At 60.7% G+C, this 17,126-nt stretch carries 15 protein-coding genes and 1 rRNA gene; 8 read left to right on the top strand and 8 right to left on the bottom strand.

Going from position 1 to position 17,126, the window contains the following annotated elements; translation table 11 throughout:
• The first annotated feature begins 1 nt into the window (after position 1).
• From B0D71_RS28040 to B0D71_RS28010, 7 genes are all read left to right on the top strand, one after another.
• On the top strand, positions 2 to 1,444 hold the full coding sequence (locus B0D71_RS28040) for a mannose-1-phosphate guanylyltransferase/mannose-6-phosphate isomerase (protein ID WP_103397607.1): 1,443 nt from the start codon (positions 2 to 4) through the stop codon (positions 1,442 to 1,444).
• Positions 1,445 to 2,242: an ABC transporter permease gene (locus tag B0D71_RS28035; protein ID WP_103397606.1), complete on the top strand. Its 798-nt coding sequence runs from the start codon at positions 1,445 to 1,447 to the stop codon at positions 2,240 to 2,242. It abuts the gene before it with no gap.
• The gene (locus B0D71_RS28030) at positions 2,242 to 3,501 is read left to right on the top strand and encodes an ABC transporter ATP-binding protein (RefSeq protein ID WP_103397605.1); all 1,260 of its coding nucleotides are present in this window, start codon (positions 2,242 to 2,244) and stop codon (positions 3,499 to 3,501) included. The genes B0D71_RS28035 and B0D71_RS28030 overlap by 1 nt, the downstream gene beginning before the upstream one ends.
• Positions 3,498 to 4,874, top strand: a complete 1,377-nt coding sequence (locus tag B0D71_RS28025) for a glycosyltransferase family 4 protein (protein WP_103397604.1) — start codon at positions 3,498 to 3,500, stop codon at positions 4,872 to 4,874. The genes B0D71_RS28030 and B0D71_RS28025 overlap by 4 nt, the downstream gene beginning before the upstream one ends.
• Positions 4,858 to 5,988 carry a glycosyltransferase family 4 protein gene (locus B0D71_RS28020; RefSeq protein WP_103397603.1) on the top strand — a complete coding sequence of 377 codons (1,131 nt, stop codon included), beginning with the start codon at positions 4,858 to 4,860 and terminating at the stop codon, positions 5,986 to 5,988. The genes B0D71_RS28025 and B0D71_RS28020 overlap by 17 nt, the downstream gene beginning before the upstream one ends.
• 1 nt (position 5,989) lies before the next feature.
• Positions 5,990 to 7,120 carry a glycosyltransferase family 4 protein gene (locus tag B0D71_RS28015; protein ID WP_103397602.1) on the top strand — a complete coding sequence of 377 codons (1,131 nt, stop codon included), beginning with the start codon at positions 5,990 to 5,992 and terminating at the stop codon, positions 7,118 to 7,120.
• A 146-nt stretch (positions 7,121 to 7,266) separates the two neighbouring features.
• A complete protein-coding gene (locus B0D71_RS28010) occupies positions 7,267 to 8,184 on the top strand; it encodes a LysR family transcriptional regulator (protein WP_103397601.1) in 918 nt (305 codons plus the stop codon).
• Here the strand turns inward: B0D71_RS28010 and B0D71_RS28005 are convergent.
• The 6 genes from B0D71_RS28005 to B0D71_RS27980 form a co-directional block, all read right to left on the bottom strand.
• On the bottom strand, positions 8,181 to 8,792 hold the full coding sequence (locus B0D71_RS28005) for an RraA family protein (protein ID WP_103397600.1): 612 nt from the start codon (positions 8,790 to 8,792) through the stop codon (positions 8,181 to 8,183). The genes B0D71_RS28010 and B0D71_RS28005 overlap by 4 nt on opposite strands.
• A complete protein-coding gene (locus tag B0D71_RS28000) occupies positions 8,785 to 9,177 on the bottom strand; it encodes a RidA family protein (RefSeq protein WP_103397599.1) in 393 nt (130 codons plus the stop codon). Before B0D71_RS28000 ends, B0D71_RS28005 begins: the two co-directional genes overlap by 8 nt.
• 18 nt (positions 9,178 to 9,195) lie before the next feature.
• Entirely contained in the window at positions 9,196 to 10,575 is a 1,380-nt protein-coding gene (locus B0D71_RS27995) for an MFS transporter (RefSeq protein WP_103397598.1), read from the bottom strand.
• Between the two features lie 220 nt (positions 10,576 to 10,795).
• Entirely contained in the window at positions 10,796 to 11,737 is a 942-nt protein-coding gene (locus tag B0D71_RS27990; RefSeq protein ID WP_103397597.1) for a 2-hydroxyacid dehydrogenase, read from the bottom strand.
• The gene (locus tag B0D71_RS27985; RefSeq protein WP_103397596.1) at positions 11,734 to 12,489 is read right to left on the bottom strand and encodes a class II aldolase/adducin family protein; all 756 of its coding nucleotides are present in this window, start codon (positions 12,487 to 12,489) and stop codon (positions 11,734 to 11,736) included. Before B0D71_RS27985 ends, B0D71_RS27990 begins: the two co-directional genes overlap by 4 nt.
• Positions 12,486 to 13,787 carry an MFS transporter gene (locus B0D71_RS27980; RefSeq protein WP_103397595.1) on the bottom strand — a complete coding sequence of 434 codons (1,302 nt, stop codon included), beginning with the start codon at positions 13,785 to 13,787 and terminating at the stop codon, positions 12,486 to 12,488. Before B0D71_RS27980 ends, B0D71_RS27985 begins: the two co-directional genes overlap by 4 nt.
• A gap of 154 nt (positions 13,788 to 13,941) precedes the next feature.
• Between B0D71_RS27980 and B0D71_RS27975 the strand changes: the two genes are divergently transcribed.
• Positions 13,942 to 14,901, top strand: coding sequence for a LysR family transcriptional regulator (locus B0D71_RS27975; RefSeq protein ID WP_103397594.1), 960 nt, complete (start codon positions 13,942 to 13,944; stop codon positions 14,899 to 14,901).
• Between the two features lie 12 nt (positions 14,902 to 14,913).
• Here the strand turns inward: B0D71_RS27975 and mrdA are convergent, their stop codons facing one another.
• A complete protein-coding gene (gene mrdA / locus B0D71_RS27970; protein ID WP_103397593.1) occupies positions 14,914 to 16,806 on the bottom strand; it encodes a penicillin-binding protein 2 in 1,893 nt (630 codons plus the stop codon).
• 200 nt (positions 16,807 to 17,006) lie between these two features.
• Positions 17,007 to 17,122: ribosomal RNA gene (rrf, locus tag B0D71_RS27965) — 5S ribosomal RNA — on the bottom strand.
• Positions 17,123 to 17,126: the final 4 nt, after the last annotated feature.

Raw genomic sequence — 17,126 nt, 5'->3', positions numbered from 1 at the left:
CATGCTGATTCCCGTGATTCTCTCCGGCGGTGCCGGGACAAGGTTGTGGCCGGTGTCGCGTGAAGGCCATCCCAAACCGTTCATGGCCTTGCCTGACGGCCAGTCGCTGCTGGGCAAGACCTATCGGCGTGCCGCGGACCTGCTCGACGGCTGGGGCGATATCGTCACGGTGACCAACCGTGAGTACTACTTCCAGAGCAAGGATCACTTTCGGGACGCGCACCTGGGTCGTCATCGCGGGCACTTCCTGCTGGAGCCGACGGGTCGCAATACGGCACCGGCCATTGCCGCCGCCGCCCTCTCCGTCCAGGCCCTGCATGGCGACGACGCGATCATGCTGGTGATGCCCGCCGACCATCTGATCGTCAATGTCGAGGCGTTGAAGGACGCGGTCGAGCATGCCGTGACATTGGCCAGGAGCGGTCACCTGGTGACCTTCGGTGTCGTGCCGACGGCTCCGGAAACCGGATTTGGCTACATTGAAGCCGGCACGCCACTGGACGATAAAGGCGCTGCCCGCGTGCGGCGCTTCGTCGAAAAACCCGACCTGCAAACCGCGACGCATTACGTGGAAAGCGGCAACTTCCTGTGGAACTCCGGGATGTTCTGCTTCTCGGTCGCCAGCCTGCTGGCCGAACTGCAAACCCATGCGCCCGTCTTGCTGGAGCAGACGCAGACCTGCATGGCCGCCAGCGCCCCCGTGGAAAACTCTGGGAGCGTGCAGCAGGAACTGTCACCCGCCCTGTTTGGCGAAATCATGGACATTTCCATCGACTACGCGTTGATGGAACGCTCCGACAAAGTGGTGGTGGTGCCGGCCCGTTTCGACTGGAGCGACATCGGCTCCTGGGGTGCGGTGGCCGCGCTGGTTCCGGCGGATGCACAGAACAACCGCACCGTCGGTGAGTCGATTTTCATCGACAGCCACAACAACTTCGTCCAGAGCGAAAACCGTCTGGTAGCGACCGTGGGCGTGGATAACCTGATCATCGTCGACACCGCCGACGCGGTGCTGGTGGCCCATGCCGACCGCGCCCAGGATGTGCGCCGGGTGGCCAGGCAGCTCAAGGACAAAGAGCACGAAGCCTATCGCCTGCACCGTACGGTCAGCCGGCCATGGGGCACCTACACCGTGCTCGAGGAAGGCCCGCGCTTCAAGATCAAGCGCATCGTGGTCAAGCCTGGCGCCAAGTTGTCATTGCAGATGCACCACCATCGCAATGAACACTGGGTGGTGGTCGAAGGCATGGCCAAGGTCACCAACAATGGCACCGGCACTCATCTGGTGGCCAAGAACGAGTCGACCTTCATTGCCGCCGGTCACAAGCATCGCCTGGAGAATCCCGGCGTGATCGACCTTGTGATCATCGAAGTGCAAAGCGGCGAATACCTGGGAGAGGACGACATCGTCCGCTTCGAAGATCAATACGGGCGGACGGTTTGAATGCTGCGTAATCTTTACCAATCGCTGTGGAGTTACCGGGGCTTTATCCTCGGCAGTGTCAAACGAGAGTTTCAGGCGCGATACCGCAACTCGCTGTTCGGTGCCTTGTGGACCGTGCTCAATCCGCTGTCGATGATCCTGGTCTATACGGTGATCTTTTCCACCATCATGCGCGCCCGCTTGCCGGGCGTGGATGACGGGTTGGCCTACAGTGTCTACCTGTGCGCCGGCCTGCTGACCTGGGGCCTGTTCGCCGAGATCACCACGCGCAGCCAGAGCATGTTCCTGGAAAACGCCAACCTGCTGAAGAAAATCAGCTTCCCGCGAATCTGCCTGCCGGTCATCGTGCTGCTCAATGCCGGGATCAATTTCGCGATCATCCTGGGATTGTTCCTCGGCTTCCTGCTGATCAGCGGGCGGCTCCCCGGCATGGCGTTGCTGGCGCTGGTGCCGTTGCTGGTCCTGCAGGTGATCTTCGCTGCCGGGCTGGGAATGATTCTGGGCGTGCTCAACGTGTTCTTTCGCGACGTCGGGCAGTTTTTCGGCATCTGCCTGCAATTCTGGTTCTGGCTGACGCCGATCGTTTATCCGCTGTCGATCCTGCCGACGGGTATCCAGAGTTTTATCGGGCTGAACCCGATGACGGCACTGATGAACAGCTACCAGAACCTGTTTCTCTACAACCAATGGCCAAACTGGAGCTCGCTGGTCCCGTTGCTGGTGATCGGCCTGTTGTTCTGTGGGATGGCGCTGCGGCTGTTCCGCCAGCGTGTCGGTGAAATGGTGGACGAGCTCTGATGGGACATATACGTGTCAGTGGCCTGGGCAAGGCCTACAAGCAGTACCCGAATCGCTGGAGCCGGTTGTTCGAATGGCTGGTGCCCTTTTCCCCTACCCGGCATCAGTTGCACTGGGTGCTGCAAGGGGTCGATTTCGAAATTCAGCCTGGCGAAGCCGTGGGCATCGTCGGGGTCAACGGTGCCGGCAAAAGCACGCTGTTGAAGATGATCACCGGCACCACCCAGCCCACCTGCGGCGACATCCAGTTGCAAGGTCGCGTGGCGGCGTTGCTGGAACTGGGCATGGGCTTCCATCCGGACTTCACCGGTCGACAGAACACCTTCATGGCCGGCCAGTTGCTCGGCATGCAGGTGGAAGAAATCGAAGCGCTGATGCCGGAGATCGAAAGCTTCGCCGAAATCGGCGAGGCCATCGACCACCCGGTTCGCACCTACTCCAGCGGCATGCAGATGCGCCTGGCGTTCAGCGTGGCCACCGCGCGGCGACCGGATATCCTGATCGTCGACGAAGCGCTGTCCGTGGGTGACGCCTACTTCCAGCACAAAAGCTTCGATCGCATCCGCAACTTCCGCAAGGCCGGCACCACGTTGCTGATCGTGTCCCATGACCGCTCGGCGATCCAGTCGATCTGCGACACCGCCATCCTCCTGGAAAACGGGCGCATGGCCATGCGCGGCAAGCCTGAAGAAGTGATGGACTACTACAACGCCATGCTCGCCCAGCGCGAGGGCCAGACGGTGCGCCAGGAAATGCTCGCCAACGGGCAGGTGCAAACCATTTCCGGGACAGGCGAAGCAGGCATTCTCAGCGTCCGTCTGCTTGACCCGAAGGGCCGTTCGGTAGAGGTGGCGGAAGTCGGTCAGGCGATGGTCCTGGAAGTACAGGTCGAGGTTCGCCAGGACATCGAGCGGCTGATTCTCGGTTTCATGATCAAGGATCGACTCGGCCAGCCCATGTACGGCATCAATACCCACCGGGTCGACAAAGCCCTCACCGACCTGAGTGCCGGCGAACGCGTCACCTACCGTTTTGCCTTCGACATGCGCCTGGGCAAGGGCAACTATTCGGTGGCCCTGAGCCTGTCGCGACTGGACTCGCACCTGGATCGCAATTTCGAATGGCGTGACTACGGGCTGGTCTTCCACGTGATCAACAATCGCCAGGAAGACTTCGTGGGTTGCTCCTGGCTCGAAGCGCAGACCAGTGTGACCCGTTCCAGCGAAAACCTGGTGGAAACCGTTGGGGTGACGCGATGACCAGACTGTTAGTGGAATGTACCTACGTTTTCGAACACCCCGAAGCCAACTCAGGCATTCAGCGGGTCGTTCGCAATGTGATTCAGCAATTGCCGGACGCTGACGCCCAGCGTGAATGCATTCCGGTGGTGATGATCAATGGCGCGTTGTTCGAGGTGAAAAGCCTGGCACCCTTGCCGACCGTCAAAGTGGATCTGGTGAGCCTGCGGGTGAAGCTCGAACAGCTCGCCAATCAGTTCTGGCTGCGCCATCGCGCGCTGGAACGACGCCGCCCGTTCAGCACATCGAAGTTCGCCCGCCGGGTGCTTTACGTCGGTTGCCGCCTGACCGCGTTCGCCTGCCTGAGCCTGCCGATGCGCCTTCTCGACCGGGCACTCAAGGGCAAGCCGGTTCCCGAGCGCTGCGTGCCCTTGCAGCATCGCGCTGGCGATCAACTGGTGCTGCTGGATTCATCCTGGCACGCCAACTTCTTCCCTCTGGCCGAGCAACTCAAGCGTGACGGGGTCGGCATCGTTTCGGTGATCTACGACCTGATTCCCCTGACCCATCCGCAGTTCTGCGACGCCGGATTGGTGAAGGTGTTCAACGAATGGTTCGACTGGATTGCCCGCACCGCCGATGGCTACGTGGCGATCTCGACCACCATCCGCGACCAGGTACGCCAGGAGATGACCCGCAGGATCGGCGCCGCGCAGGTTCAGCAGCGCTGGTTCGACTACTTTCACCTCGGCTCCGAACTCGACCTGAGCGATGCCCGTTCAGCCGTCGACCCGGGGCTGCTGCAGATGTTCAAGTCAAAAGACCCGGTGTTCCTGATGGTCAGCACCATCGAGCCGCGCAAGAACCATGCATATCTGCTGGACGCGTTCGAGCGCGCCTGGGCGGCCGGGTCCAGGGCCCGGTTGTGCATCGTCGGCAAGATCGGCTGGAAGTGCGAGGCGCTGATCGAGCGTATCCGCCAGCATCCAGAGTTGAACCAGCGCTTGTTCATGTTCAACACACTTTCGGACAAGAGCCTGGAACACGCCTATTGCCACGCGACATCGCTGGTATTTCCGTCCTACGTCGAAGGGTTCGGTTTGCCGCTGGTGGAAGCCATGCAGCGAGGCCTGCCGGCAATGGCCAGCGACATCCCGGTGTTCCGCGAAATCGGTGGCGAGTACATGGCGTACTTCGACCTCGCCGATCCGCAGAACCTGGCCGACCTGGTCATCGGCATGGAAACCGACGGCATGTTTCCCGCAGCCCTCAGCCTGGAAAACTGGCGTTGGCTGAGCTGGCGCGAGGCGAGTGCGCAACTGGTCGACCGCATCCAGCGCAACCTGCACAGCGATGCGAAGGTGCCTGAGAGTCAGCATGCGAATTGCCCTTAACGCCCGCATCCTCCAGGCACCGCGCACAGGCATCGGTCACTACGTCGCCGAACTGGCGACGGCCCTGGCCCACCAACAGGACGTCGAGCTGGCGTTGTTCCATGGCTGGGGCTGGAGTTCGACCCTGCCTGACGCGGCGATGCCCGGTTACTCGCGTTTGACGCCGTTGCTGCGACAGATCCCGGGGGCCTATCAGGCGCGGCGCTGGCTGGAGCAGAAGCGTTTTGACCAGCGCCCTTCCCAGGCCATCGATCTGTATCACGAGCCGAGCCTGTGGCCGCTGTCGTTCGACGGCCCAACCATCATCACGCTGCATGACCTCACGCACCTGCACTATCCCGACACCCAACCACCGGCACGCCTGCGCGAAATCGAGCGGCGACTGGCCGACGGCGTACATCGGGCGCGGCTGATTCTGACCGACTCGCAACACATCGCCGAACAAGCACAGGCTTATTTCGCACTGCCGGCCGAGCGCTTCGTGGTGGCACCGCTGGGTGTGGCCGCGCGATTCCACCCCCGTGAACCCGAGGCCATCGATCAGGTCCTCAAGGCCCACGGCGTCGAGGCGCGGGAGTATTTTCTCTGCGTCGGCACCCTGGAGCCGCGCAAGAACCTGACCCTGGCCCTGCGCGCTCATGCCCGACTGCCGGACACCGTACGCCAACGTTTTCCATTACTGATCGCGGGCATGGCCGGCTGGCAGCGTGAGCAGTTCAACGACGAATTACGTTCGGCCCTCGCCTCGGGTCATGTGTGCCTGCTGGGGTACCTGCCCGACGAGGATCTGGCGCAGCTGCTGGCCGGTGCCCGGGCACTGGTCTTCCCCTCGTTGTATGAAGGGTTCGGTCTGCCGGTGCTGGAAGCCATGGCCAGTGGCACCCCGGTGATTCTGACGGGCGAATCGGCGATGCCGGAAGTGGCTGGCGATGCCGGCAACTATATCGAGGCGCACGAACCGGACACGTTGCGCGATGCCATGCAGCGGTTGATCGACGACCCGGTGCACTGGCGTGCCTGTCGCGAGGCGGGTTTGCAGCGAGCGAAGCTTTTTTCCTGGGAGCGTTGCGCGACGGTGACCGCCCGCGCCTACCGCCAGGCTATGGAGAACTGATATGCGCGTTCTGCACTTTTACAAAACCTACTTGCCCGACTCCATGGGTGGCATCGAACAAGTCATTTTCCAGATGAGCGAAAGCGGTGCGCGCCATGGTGTCGACAGCACCGTACTGACCTTGAGCAATAATCCGGCGCCGGGCGTGTTGCAGATCCGCGAGCACCAGGTGCATCAGGCCAGGATGGATTTTCAACTCGCCTCCACCGGTTTTTCCTACAGCGTGTTCAAGCAGTTTCGTGAGCTCGCGGCTGAGGCCGACGTGGTCAACTACCACTTCCCCTGGCCCTTCATGGACCTGGTGCATTTTGTCAGCGCTACCAAAAAGCCCTGCGTCGTGAGTTACCACTCCGACATCATTCGCCAGCGTCATCTGCTCAAACTGTACCGTCCATTGATGAGCAGGTTCCTGGACAGCGCGGATCGAATCGCCGTGGCTTCCCCCAACTACTTTCACACCAGCGATGTGCTCAAGGACTACCGGGACAAGACCCGGGTCATTACCTACGGCCTGGACAAGTCGGGTTATCCGAAGCACGACGCGGCACGGACCGAGCGCTGGCGCCAGAAGCTGGGGGACAAGTTCTTCCTGTTCGTCGGGGTGATGCGCTATTACAAAGGGCTGCACATCCTGCTCGAAGCGATGCAGGGGCTGAACTATCCCGTGGTGATCGTCGGCGCCGGCCCTCTGGAAGCAGAGCTGCACGCCCAGGCCAGGGAGCTGGGTCTGCAGAACCTGCACTTCCTCGGCTTCCTCGGCGACGAAGACAAGGTCGCCCTGCTCGAGTTGAGCTATGCGGTGGTGTTCCCGTCTCACCTACGCTCCGAAGCCTTCGGCATTTCGCTGCTGGAAGGCGCGATGTATGGCAAACCGATGATCTCCAGTGAGATTGGCACGGGCACCAGTTACATCAACATCCATAACGAGACCGGGCTGGTGGTGCCGCCGAGCAATCCATTGGCGTTTCGCGAGGCGATGCGCACGCTTTGGGAAAACCCGGTGCTGGCGGCACAAATGGGCGAGAAAGCGCAGGCCCGTTATCAAAATCTGTTTACCGCGGACGAAATGGGTCGCAAATGGGCGGCCTTGTATGAGGAACTGCTGGAAGAAAAAGCCCTCGCCTACGCATGACGCTTTTTTTGCAGGAACCGACTTGCCCCTGTTGCTGCGTGCCAACAGTGTTACGATCCCGCGACTGTAGATTTTCCACGGTTTGCGCACCGGGTGTGCAAGCCGTCGACTTTCCCTATTGGCCCCTGACTTTCTGCTGACCGCCTATGCAACGCCTGCTCAATGACCGTCTGGATTGGAACCTGCTGCGCACCTTTCGGGTGATTGGCCAGGAGCAGAGCATCAGCCGCGCCGCCGCCCGCCTGCACCTGACCCAACCAGCCGTAAGCCAGGCCCTCAAGCGCCTGGAAGAACAACTGGGCCGCCAGTTGATTGCCCGTCGCGGGCCACGTTTTGCCCTGACCGAAGTCGGCGAGCAGATCTTCGCCCTGGCCGGGGAAATCTACGGGCAAATGTCCCAGGTCAGCAGCGTGCTGGAACAACCGGCCGACGAAGTGATCGGCAAAGTGCGCTTACTGATCATCAGCCGGATCTTCTCCGAACGCTTTGATGACTTCCTCGCCGACTTCCATCGCCAATACCCGCGAGTGGATCTGGAAGTCGATGTGATGCGCAGCTCCGACATCGTCAGCGCCCTCCAGGAAAAAACCGCGACCCTCGGCCTGAGCCTCAATCGGCGCCCGCAGCCACGCCTGGAGCAGCGCTTGTTCCTGCGTCAGCGCTATGCGTTTTTCTGCGGTAAGCATCATGCAATGTTCGGCCAACAGGACGTCGCCGAAGGGGATTTGCAACGGGAGAACTTCGTCAGTTTCACCAGTGACCAGATCGGCGGCATGCTCTCGCCACTGACGATTTTCCGCGATCAGCAGGGTTTCAGCGGCCGCATCGTCGCCTCGTCACCGAGCCTGGAAGAAGTCCGGCGACTGGTGATCGCCGGCTTCGGTATCGGCTGTTTGCCCGAGCACGTGGTGGCGGCCGACGTCGACGCCGGATTGCTCTGGCGCCTGCCGCCCCACGAAGGGATTGCCGATGTCGACATTCATTTGCTGTGGAACCGCGAACAGCGCATGAGCCGGGCCGAGACGATCTTTCTCGAAAGCCTGCAACAACGGCTGACGGACTAAACGCGCAAGACCTGTGCGACTGGCTCACCGGCGCGCAAGCGTTCGAGCAGGCCCGGCTCGGCGCTATCCGAGGCCAGCGCCTGCTCAATCACGGCCACCGCCGATGCCGTGTCGAGAAACAACACACCGTTGTCGTCCGCCAGCACCCAATTCCCTGGCTGCACCGTCACGCCAGCACAGTGTATGGACTGATTGATGACGCTGTCACCGCGACCGTGCAGCTTGGTGGTGAGCAGGCTGGTGCCACGGGCGAACACTGGCAAGCCGGCTTCGCGCAGCTCCAGCAGGTCAGTCACCGCGCCATCCACCACAATCCCCACCGCCCCGGCACAGCGCGCCGCGCAACTGGTCACCGCCCCAACCGGCGCGTGCCGATAGTCGCCTCCCGTGTCGATCACCAGCACGTCGCCCGGCCTGATCTGCGCCAGGGCCTGGTTGACGGCGATGGCATCGGCGCCCACCAGTTTCAGGGTCAACGCACGGCCAACGACTTTCACATTGGGCACCATGGCCCGCAGTTGCGGGTCGGAAAATCCCTCTTCGAGAAAATGCCCGAGGGTCGGAAAGCTCACGGCCTTGAGCTGCTCGATCAGTTGCGATTCATCCATGTTGCGGCTCCCCGGCAATCAGTTCGGCAACACAGTCGATTTCCAGCGACACGCCCCACAGTGCCACGCACACCGTAGTGCGCGCCGGTGGCGCATGGCCGAGAAACTCTCGGTACACAGCGTTGAACGGCTCCAGTTGCGCGGGATCGGTCAGGTAGGCATTGACCTTGATCACGTGGCTGAAACCGGACCCGGCTTCAATCAGGATCGCTTCTAAGTTGCGCAGGGTTTGCCGCACCTGCTCGGAAAAATCAGCAGGCTGGTCGTCGAGGCTGCCTTGGGCCGGAATCTGCCCGGCGGTGAACACCAGGTGGCCACTGACCACGGCCTGGGAGTAAGGGCCGACCGGGCCGATGTAGCCCGGGGCCGATTGAATTCTGCGCATGCTGTTTCACTCCTGGGGTCAGGCTGTAGCCGATTTGAAAGGTTTGTCGGGGGCAGGATCGTTGGTCGAGACAACGCTTGGGATTTCGCTGATGTCTTTCTTGAAGGTCTCGGTCAGCAGCAACAACGCCACCAGGGAAATCAAAGCCGCACCGATCATGTACCAGGCCACGGAAGAGCCTTTGCCCGTCGCCGCCAGCAACGCCGTGGTGACAATCGGCGTTGCCGCGCTGCCGAGCAGACCGGACAACATGTAGCTGATCGACAGCCCGGAATAGCGCACCCGGGTGCCGAACAGTTCAGCGAGGAACGTCGCGATCGGCCCGTAGTTGGCAGCGAACGCGGTCATCAACAACAGGTACCCGAACACCACCATCGACAGCTCTTTGGTGTCCATCAACCAGAACATCGGGAACGCCACCAGTGCTTCGGCGATGATGCCGCCGACAATGATCGGCTTACGCCCGACACGATCCGAGAGCGCGCCGAATACCGGCAACATGACGATGCACCAGGCGCAGGACAGCAGTACCACGCCGAGCATCACACTGCGGCTGAAACCGAGATTCTGCGTGCCATAAGTCAAACCGAACGCCACGATAATGTTGAACGAAGCGCCCGTGGACATGGTGGCAATACCGCCCAGCACCACTTGCTTCCAGTACTTGCGGAACACTTCGGCCAGGGGCATTTTCACTTGCACTTCGGCTTCCTTGACCTTGTTGAAGGCCGGAGTTTCCGAGATGTTCAGACGGATGTACAAGCCAACGGCGATCAGCAATACGCTGGCCAGGAACGGAATGCGCCAGCCCCAGGCCAACAGTTCCTCAGGGGACAGCCACGCCGCGATCAACAGGAAGGCCAGGTTGGCAATCATGGTGCCGGCCGGCACGCCGATCTGTACCCAGGAACCGTACAAGCCACGCTTGTTGGCCGGCGCATGTTCCACCGCCATCAACACCGCCCCGCCCCACTCGCCACCCAATGCCAAGCCTTGCACGACCCTGAGCAGCAATAACAGGATCGGCGCCCAGATACCGATAGTTGCAAAGTCCGGCAACAAGCCGATGGCGAAGGTGGCCGCGCCCATGGTCAACAGCGAGATCAACAGCATTGACTTGCGCCCCAGGCGATCACCGAAATGCCCGAACAACGCCGCACCGACAATCCGCGCCAGATACGCCGAAGCGAAGGTGCCGAAAGCCAGCAGCGTTCCGATCAGCGGCACGAAATCCGGAAAGAACACTTTGTTGAACACCAGCGCCGACGCCGTGGCAAACACGAACAGGTCGTACCATTCCACGGTGGTGCCGATCACGCTGGCCACCGCGACTTTTTTCATGCTGATTGCAACTTCCGGTGGTGCGCCGGACTTTTCTGCGGACGATAGATCGCTCATCACTGTCTCCAGGAATTCTTCAAGAACTCGTTATTTAATTGTTTTGACTGGCAGTAAAACGGTTGAGGCGAAGGTTGTTGTTATGGCTTACGGGAAGCTGGTCCCCTGTAGGAGCGAGCCTGCTCGCGATGAACTCAAGAACACCGCGTTTAACCGGCAAACACGCGAAATCGTTAACGACCATCGCGAGTGGGCTCGCTCCTACAGGAAGTGTGTTAGTTCAATATCCCAATACTCGGTCGGCACAGTTGAGTAACGGCTCGCCGGCATTCAATCGACGGAAGTTCTCCGCTACTTGTTCGGCAATACAGTCATGGGAAGCTGCCGAGGCCATGTGAGGGGTGATGGTAACGCCGGGCATCGTCCACAGCCGGTGATCGACCGGCAGCGGTTCCTGCTCGAAGACATCCAGCAAAGCACCGCGCAATTGCCCTTTCGCCAAGGCCTGTTCGAGGTCGTCGATATTCAAATGAGCGCCGCGCCCACAGTTGACCAGTGCCGCACCGTTGGCGAGATGCTCGAAAGTGGCCCGGCCGAGGATGCCACGGGTTTCGCGAGTCAGCGGTAGCAGGTTGATCAGCAACTCGACGCCGTCGAGAAACGGGTTCAACGCCTCCACCCCGGCGAACGTGTGCACACCCGGCAACTCCTTGCCACGTCGCGCCCAGCCGCGCACGTCATAACCCGCCGCGGTCAGATCCAGCGCAATCGCGCTGCCCAGTGAGCCGAGCCCCATCACACCGACCTTGAACTGCCCCGCCGCCCGTTGCAGCGGCCGCTCCCAGTGCTGTTTCGGTTGCTGCGACAGCACTTGGTCGAAGCCACGATGATAGTGAATCACCGCCCAGCGCACGTACTCGGTCATACCCTGGCGATGGCCCGGGTCGACCACGCGGCAGATCGGCAAATCCGGGCACGACGGGTCGTGATCAAGGTGGTCGATGCCTGCGGCCACCGAGTGAATCACCTGCAGGTTCGGCAACGTGCCGAGACTGCCCGGCAACGGAAACCAGCACGCGGCCATCTGTGCATTGGCTGCCCGGCAATCGTCGGCCAGCACGGCAGTGAGCTGTGGCGCGCTGCGGGCAAACGCCGCCTGCAATTGCTTGAGCAGCAAGGTGTCGCGGGACAACAAAACCACGGTATTGATGACGGCGTTCATGACAAATAAGACCCGCGCTGGGATTCGATCAACGTCAGAGCGGCCTCCCAGGCCAGGTCGATGATGTTGTCCTGCTCGTCACGGTCAAACTGTTCGGCAGTGTGTGCGCACACTTGCGGCGATGGGTAATGCAATGCCGAACCACCGGCCAGCGCCTGCACCTGGGCCTGGCAGGCGCGCTCCAGAAAGTGGATTTCCTGGAACGCCTGGGCAACTCCCGAACCGCCAACCAGCAGGCCATGATTGCGCAGGATCATCGCCCGGTGCGGGCCGAGGTCGGCAATCAGGCGCTCGCGCTCATCCAGCGACAGTGCGATGCCCTCGTAGGTGTGATAGGCCAGCTTGCCGTAGAACTTCAGCGCATGCTGGCTGATCGGCAGCAAGCCTTGCTTCTGCGCCGCGACCGCCATGCCGGCCGCCGTGTGGGTGTGGATCACACAGTTCAGGTCCGGGCGCGCCATGTGGATCGCCGAGTGAATCACAAAGCCGGCGGCGTTGACCCGATGGCCTGCGTATTCTGGATCGACCACCCGCCCTTCCTGATCAATGCGCACCAGGTCCGAGGCGCGCATGCGGTCAAAGATCACCCCGTAGCGGTTGATCAGGAAGTGGTGTTCAGGCCCCGGAATCCGCAGGGTGATGTGGGTATCGATCAGGTCAGTCATGCGAAAGTGCGCGACCAGTCGATACAGTGCCGCGAGTTCGCAACGGGCTTGCCATTCAACCGGGTCGATGTGTGCAGGTTTACTCACGAATACACCTCTTTGACAGCGTGGGTGACGACCGGGTTGGCGCGCAGGCGGGCCAGGCCGCAAACACCGATCAGGGACAGGGCCGAGAGCAAGGTGAAGAACACCGCCAGCGGCAACCATTGTCCGGAAAACTTGCTGGCCAGCAGGGTGCCGATCAGCGGCGTGGTGCCCCCGGCCACGGCGCAAGCCAGTTGATAAGCGATGGAAATGCCCGAATAGCGCAGGTGCACCGGGAAGGCCTGGGTCATGTAGCCGGCGATCACCGCGTACAGCGCCGAGAGAATCACCACGGCCAAGGCAATGCCGAGGGTCATCAACAGAATGTTCTGCGTGCCTACCAACAGGAACATCGGGTACGGGGTGACCATGCACAGCAGCGCGACCATTTTGAGAAAACGCCCTTCGCCGATACGTTCGGCCAGCAACGCCGAGACCGGTTGCGAGAGCAACTGGATGACGGTCACCAGAAACAGGCAATCAAGAATCGTCGAACGGGCAATGCCCTGGTATTGGGTGACGTAGGTGATCATGAAGGTGTTGGTGAAAAAGAACCCGGCCGAGCCAATGGTCACCGCAGCGGCGGCGAACAGGATCTGCCGCCAGCAGGTGCGGATCACCTCCATGACCGGGTACTTGGCGGTTTCGTTATTGTCCTGGACTTTGGCGAACTCCGGCGACTCGTGAACCCCGGAACGGATCAACAGGCCGATCATCATCAACACGCCACTGGCGAGGAACGGCAGGCGCCAACCCCAGGCGAGGAAGTCTTCTGGCTCAAGGGACGTCACCAGACGGAAAGCGATCAGTGCCAGCAGCAAACCGGCGGGACTGCCGAGTTGGGCGAACGAGGCATAGAACGTCTTGCGCTTGGCCGGTGCATGCTCGCTGGCCATCAGCACCGCGCCACCCCACTCGCCACCGACGGAAATGCCCTGGATCAAACGCAGGACGATCAGCCCGATGGGTGCCCAGATACCGGCGCTGGCATAGCTGGGCAACAGGCCAATCCCGGCGGTGGCGATACCCATCAGGCCCATGGTTACCAGCAGCATTTTCTTGCGTCCGAGACGATCACCCAGATGACCGAACACCATGCCGGCCATGGGACGGGCAATGAAGCCGACAGCGAAACTGCCGAACGCGGCAAGGGTACTCAAGACCGGGTCGCTGCTGGGGAAGAATACTTGCCCGAGCACCAATGCCGCCGCGGTGGCGTAGATATAGAAGTCGTAGAACTCGATGGTCGTGCCAATGAAGGCAGCGGCCGCGGCACGGCGCGGTTGGGCGGTAGTGTGCATGCAAGGACCCTGTGTACTTATAGTTTTGGGCAGGTGTTGAGGCTGATGACGGTTGCGCTCTGTGGCGCTTGTGGGCTTTATCGCTTCCGTGCCAGGATTAGTCAATTTTCAAATTCTTATCTTTACTATTAGCACTGCTACTGCATGAGGTTTTATGCCCTCCACTTCCAACCCGTGGGTCGGCCGGCGCTTTCTCAATGACCGCCTCGACTGGAACCTGCTGCGAACCTATCTGGTCATCGGCCAGGAAGGCAGCATGAGCCGCGCCGCCGCGCGACTGCACATCACCCAGTCGGCCGTCAGCCAAGCGCTGAAACGCCTGGAGGAACAACTGGAGTGCGTGTTGATTGCCCGCAGCGGGCGACGCTTTGACCTGACGGAAACCGGGGAAGAAGTCCTGCGCATAGCGGCGGATATCTATGGAGATATTTCACGTCTGGGGACAGTGGTGGAGAGCCGTCATGACGACGTGGTGGGCAAGATCCGTATCCTCACCGTCAGCGGTGTGCAGGCGCGGCATTACGATGATTTCCTCGCCGATTTCCATGAAACCCACCCGAAAATCGAGCTGGAAGTCGAGGTGATGGGTAGTTCGAACATCATCAGTTCGCTGCTGCAAAAGACTGCGACCATCGGCGTCGGCCTGTGCCGTTTGCCGCAGCCGCGACTGGAACAACGGGTGCTGTTTCGCGAGACCTACGCGTACTTTTGCGGCCAGCGTCATCGGTTGTTCGGACAAGTGAATCTGACCCTGGAACAACTGGCGGCGGAAAACTTCGTCAGCTTCACGAGTGATCAATTGGGCGGCAATCTTTCACCCCTGACGCTGTTCCGCGACCAGCAAGGTTTCACCGGCAAGATCGTCGCATCCTCTACTAGTTTCGAAGAAATTTACCGCCTGATTTGCGCAGGTTACGGCATCGGCGCCTTGCCCACGCATCTGGTGCACCGGGATGTCGAGCAAGGCCTGCTCTGGCGCTTGCCGCCGGAAGACGGGGTGGTGGATTTCGATATCCAGTTGCTGTGGAATCGCGAACAGAAGATGAGCCAGGCCGAAACGGTGTTCCTCGAAAGCTTCCAGCACATGCTCAGCATCCGTGAGCCTGTGCTGTGAAGCCTTGATGAATCAGACGTGAGGATCGCCCGGCGCTTTGCTCGGCGCGGCGTACTGCGGCTTCAGGTGCCCGTCCTGATCGAGTAGCCAGGCGTCCATGATCTCCCGTACGACCGGCCCGGCGACGCGGCCACCCGCCTCGCCGTTTTCGATCATCACCGAAATCACTATCTTCGGGTGCTCGGCCGGGGCGAAACCGACGAACAAGGCATTGTCACGATTACGCTCGCGGGTTTTCTCGCGGTTGTAACGTTCACCCTGCTTGATCGCCACTACTTGCGCGGTACCACTCTTGCCGGCAATACGGTACTGCGCCCCTGCCGCTGCGGCCCGGGCAATCCCGCGGGCATCGTGCATCACCATCTGCATGCCATGGTTGACCTGCTCCCAGTCGCGAGGATCCTTGAGCAGAATGTTCGGCATCGGATGCTCATCCATCGGGGCGACGCCGTCCACGGTTTTGGCCAGGTGCGGGCGATTCCACACGCCCTTGTTGGCAATCAGCGCCGTGGCCTGGGCCAATTGCAGCGGCGTGACCTGCATGTAGCCCTGGCCGATGCCAAGAATCACCGTCTCGCCCGGAAACCAGGCCTGACGGCGAGTGGAGCGTTTCCAGGCCTGGGATGGCATCAGGCCGGGGGCTTCTTCATTCATGTCCAGGGAGACTTTCTCACCCAGTCCGAACATCGCCATGTAGTCGTGCAGGCGATCGATACCGAGCTTGTGTGCCAGATCATAGAAGTAGGTGTCATTGGAACGCATGATCGCCGCATCCATATCCACCCAACCATCGCCGCTGTGGTTCCAGTTGCGGTACTTGTGATCGAAATCCGGAAGTTGGTAATAGCCGGGGTCGAACACACGGGTCTGTGGCGTGACGACACCCGCATCGAGGCCGGCGATTGCCACTTCCGGCTTGATGGTCGAACCCGGCGCGTACAGGCCGCGCAGCACACGGTTAAACAGCGGTCGGTCGATGGAATCGCGCAGCGTGGAGTATTCCTTGGAACTGATGCCGGTAACGAACAGATTCGGATCGAAACTCGGATTGCTGACCATGGCCAACACTTCACCGGTTGACGGATCGAGCGCGACCACCGAGCCACGCCGATCACCCAGGGCTTGCTCGGCGGCCTCCTGAAGCTTGACGTCGAGGCTCAGGACAATGTTTTCGCCTGGCACCGGGTCAGTGTGCTTGAGCACCCGCAGCACGCGGCCCTGAGCATTGGTTTCGACCTCTTCATAACCGACATGGCCGTGCAGTTGCGCCTCGTAGAACTTTTCGATCCCGGTCTTGCCGATGGATTGGGTGCCTCGGTACTCGACTGTATCCAGAGCCTTTGACTCTTTCTCGTTGATACGTCCGACGTAGCCGACCGAATGAGCGAAATGCGCGCCCAACGGATAGTGCCGAACGAATTGCGGCTCGACATCGAGGCCCGGTAAGCGGAACTCGTTGACGGCGAGTACGGCAATCTGTTCTTCGCTCAACTCATAGAACAATGTCACGGGTACGAAGGGGTGGCGTGCCTGCTTCATCGCCTTGTCGAACTGCGAGCGGTCTTCCGCGGGCAAGTGCAGGAGATTGAGCACTTCGTCCAGTTCGGTTTTCACATCGGTGGCGAGTTCGCGGGTGATGGTCAGGTTGAAGCTGGGGCGGTTGTCCGCAAGGAGTACGCCGTTACGGTCATAGATCAATCCGCGGGTAGGCGTAATCGGCAGGACGTGGACGCGGTTATTTTCGGAGATGGTCGAGTGATAGTCGAACTCGACTACCTGCAGGACATACAGGCGTACCACCAGAGCACAGGTAATGGCGGCAACGAACGCGGCGCAGGCCATGAGTCTCTTGTTGACCAGGCGTGTCTCTTTTTCGTGGTCCTTGATCGGTATCGGTTCAGGCACTTGTACAGCAACTCTTTGAAAAGAATGCCGATCCGTGGGCGCAAACTCAGTCCATTAAAAAATGAGCTGCACCTTACCAAAAGCGCGGAGTCAGGTTTGTGTGATTTTTTTCACAATTGACTTTAAGGGGAGCGGCCATTTTTTCGAGCGCAAAAACAAAAACCCTACCTGCATACGCAGATAGGGGTTTCGGAATTTAATCTTGACGATGACCTACTCTCACATGGGGAAACCCCACACTACCATCGGCGATGCATCGTTTCACTGCTGAGTTCGGGATGGGATCAGGTGGTTCCAACGCTCTATGGTCGTCAAGAAAT

It is taken from the genome of Pseudomonas laurylsulfativorans (genome assembly GCF_002906155.1).
GTDB classification, from domain to species: Bacteria; Pseudomonadota; Gammaproteobacteria; order Pseudomonadales; family Pseudomonadaceae; genus Aquipseudomonas; species Aquipseudomonas laurylsulfativorans.
Note: the sequence above shows the minus strand (reverse complement) of the source record. Positions and strands in the feature narration are given on the sequence as shown.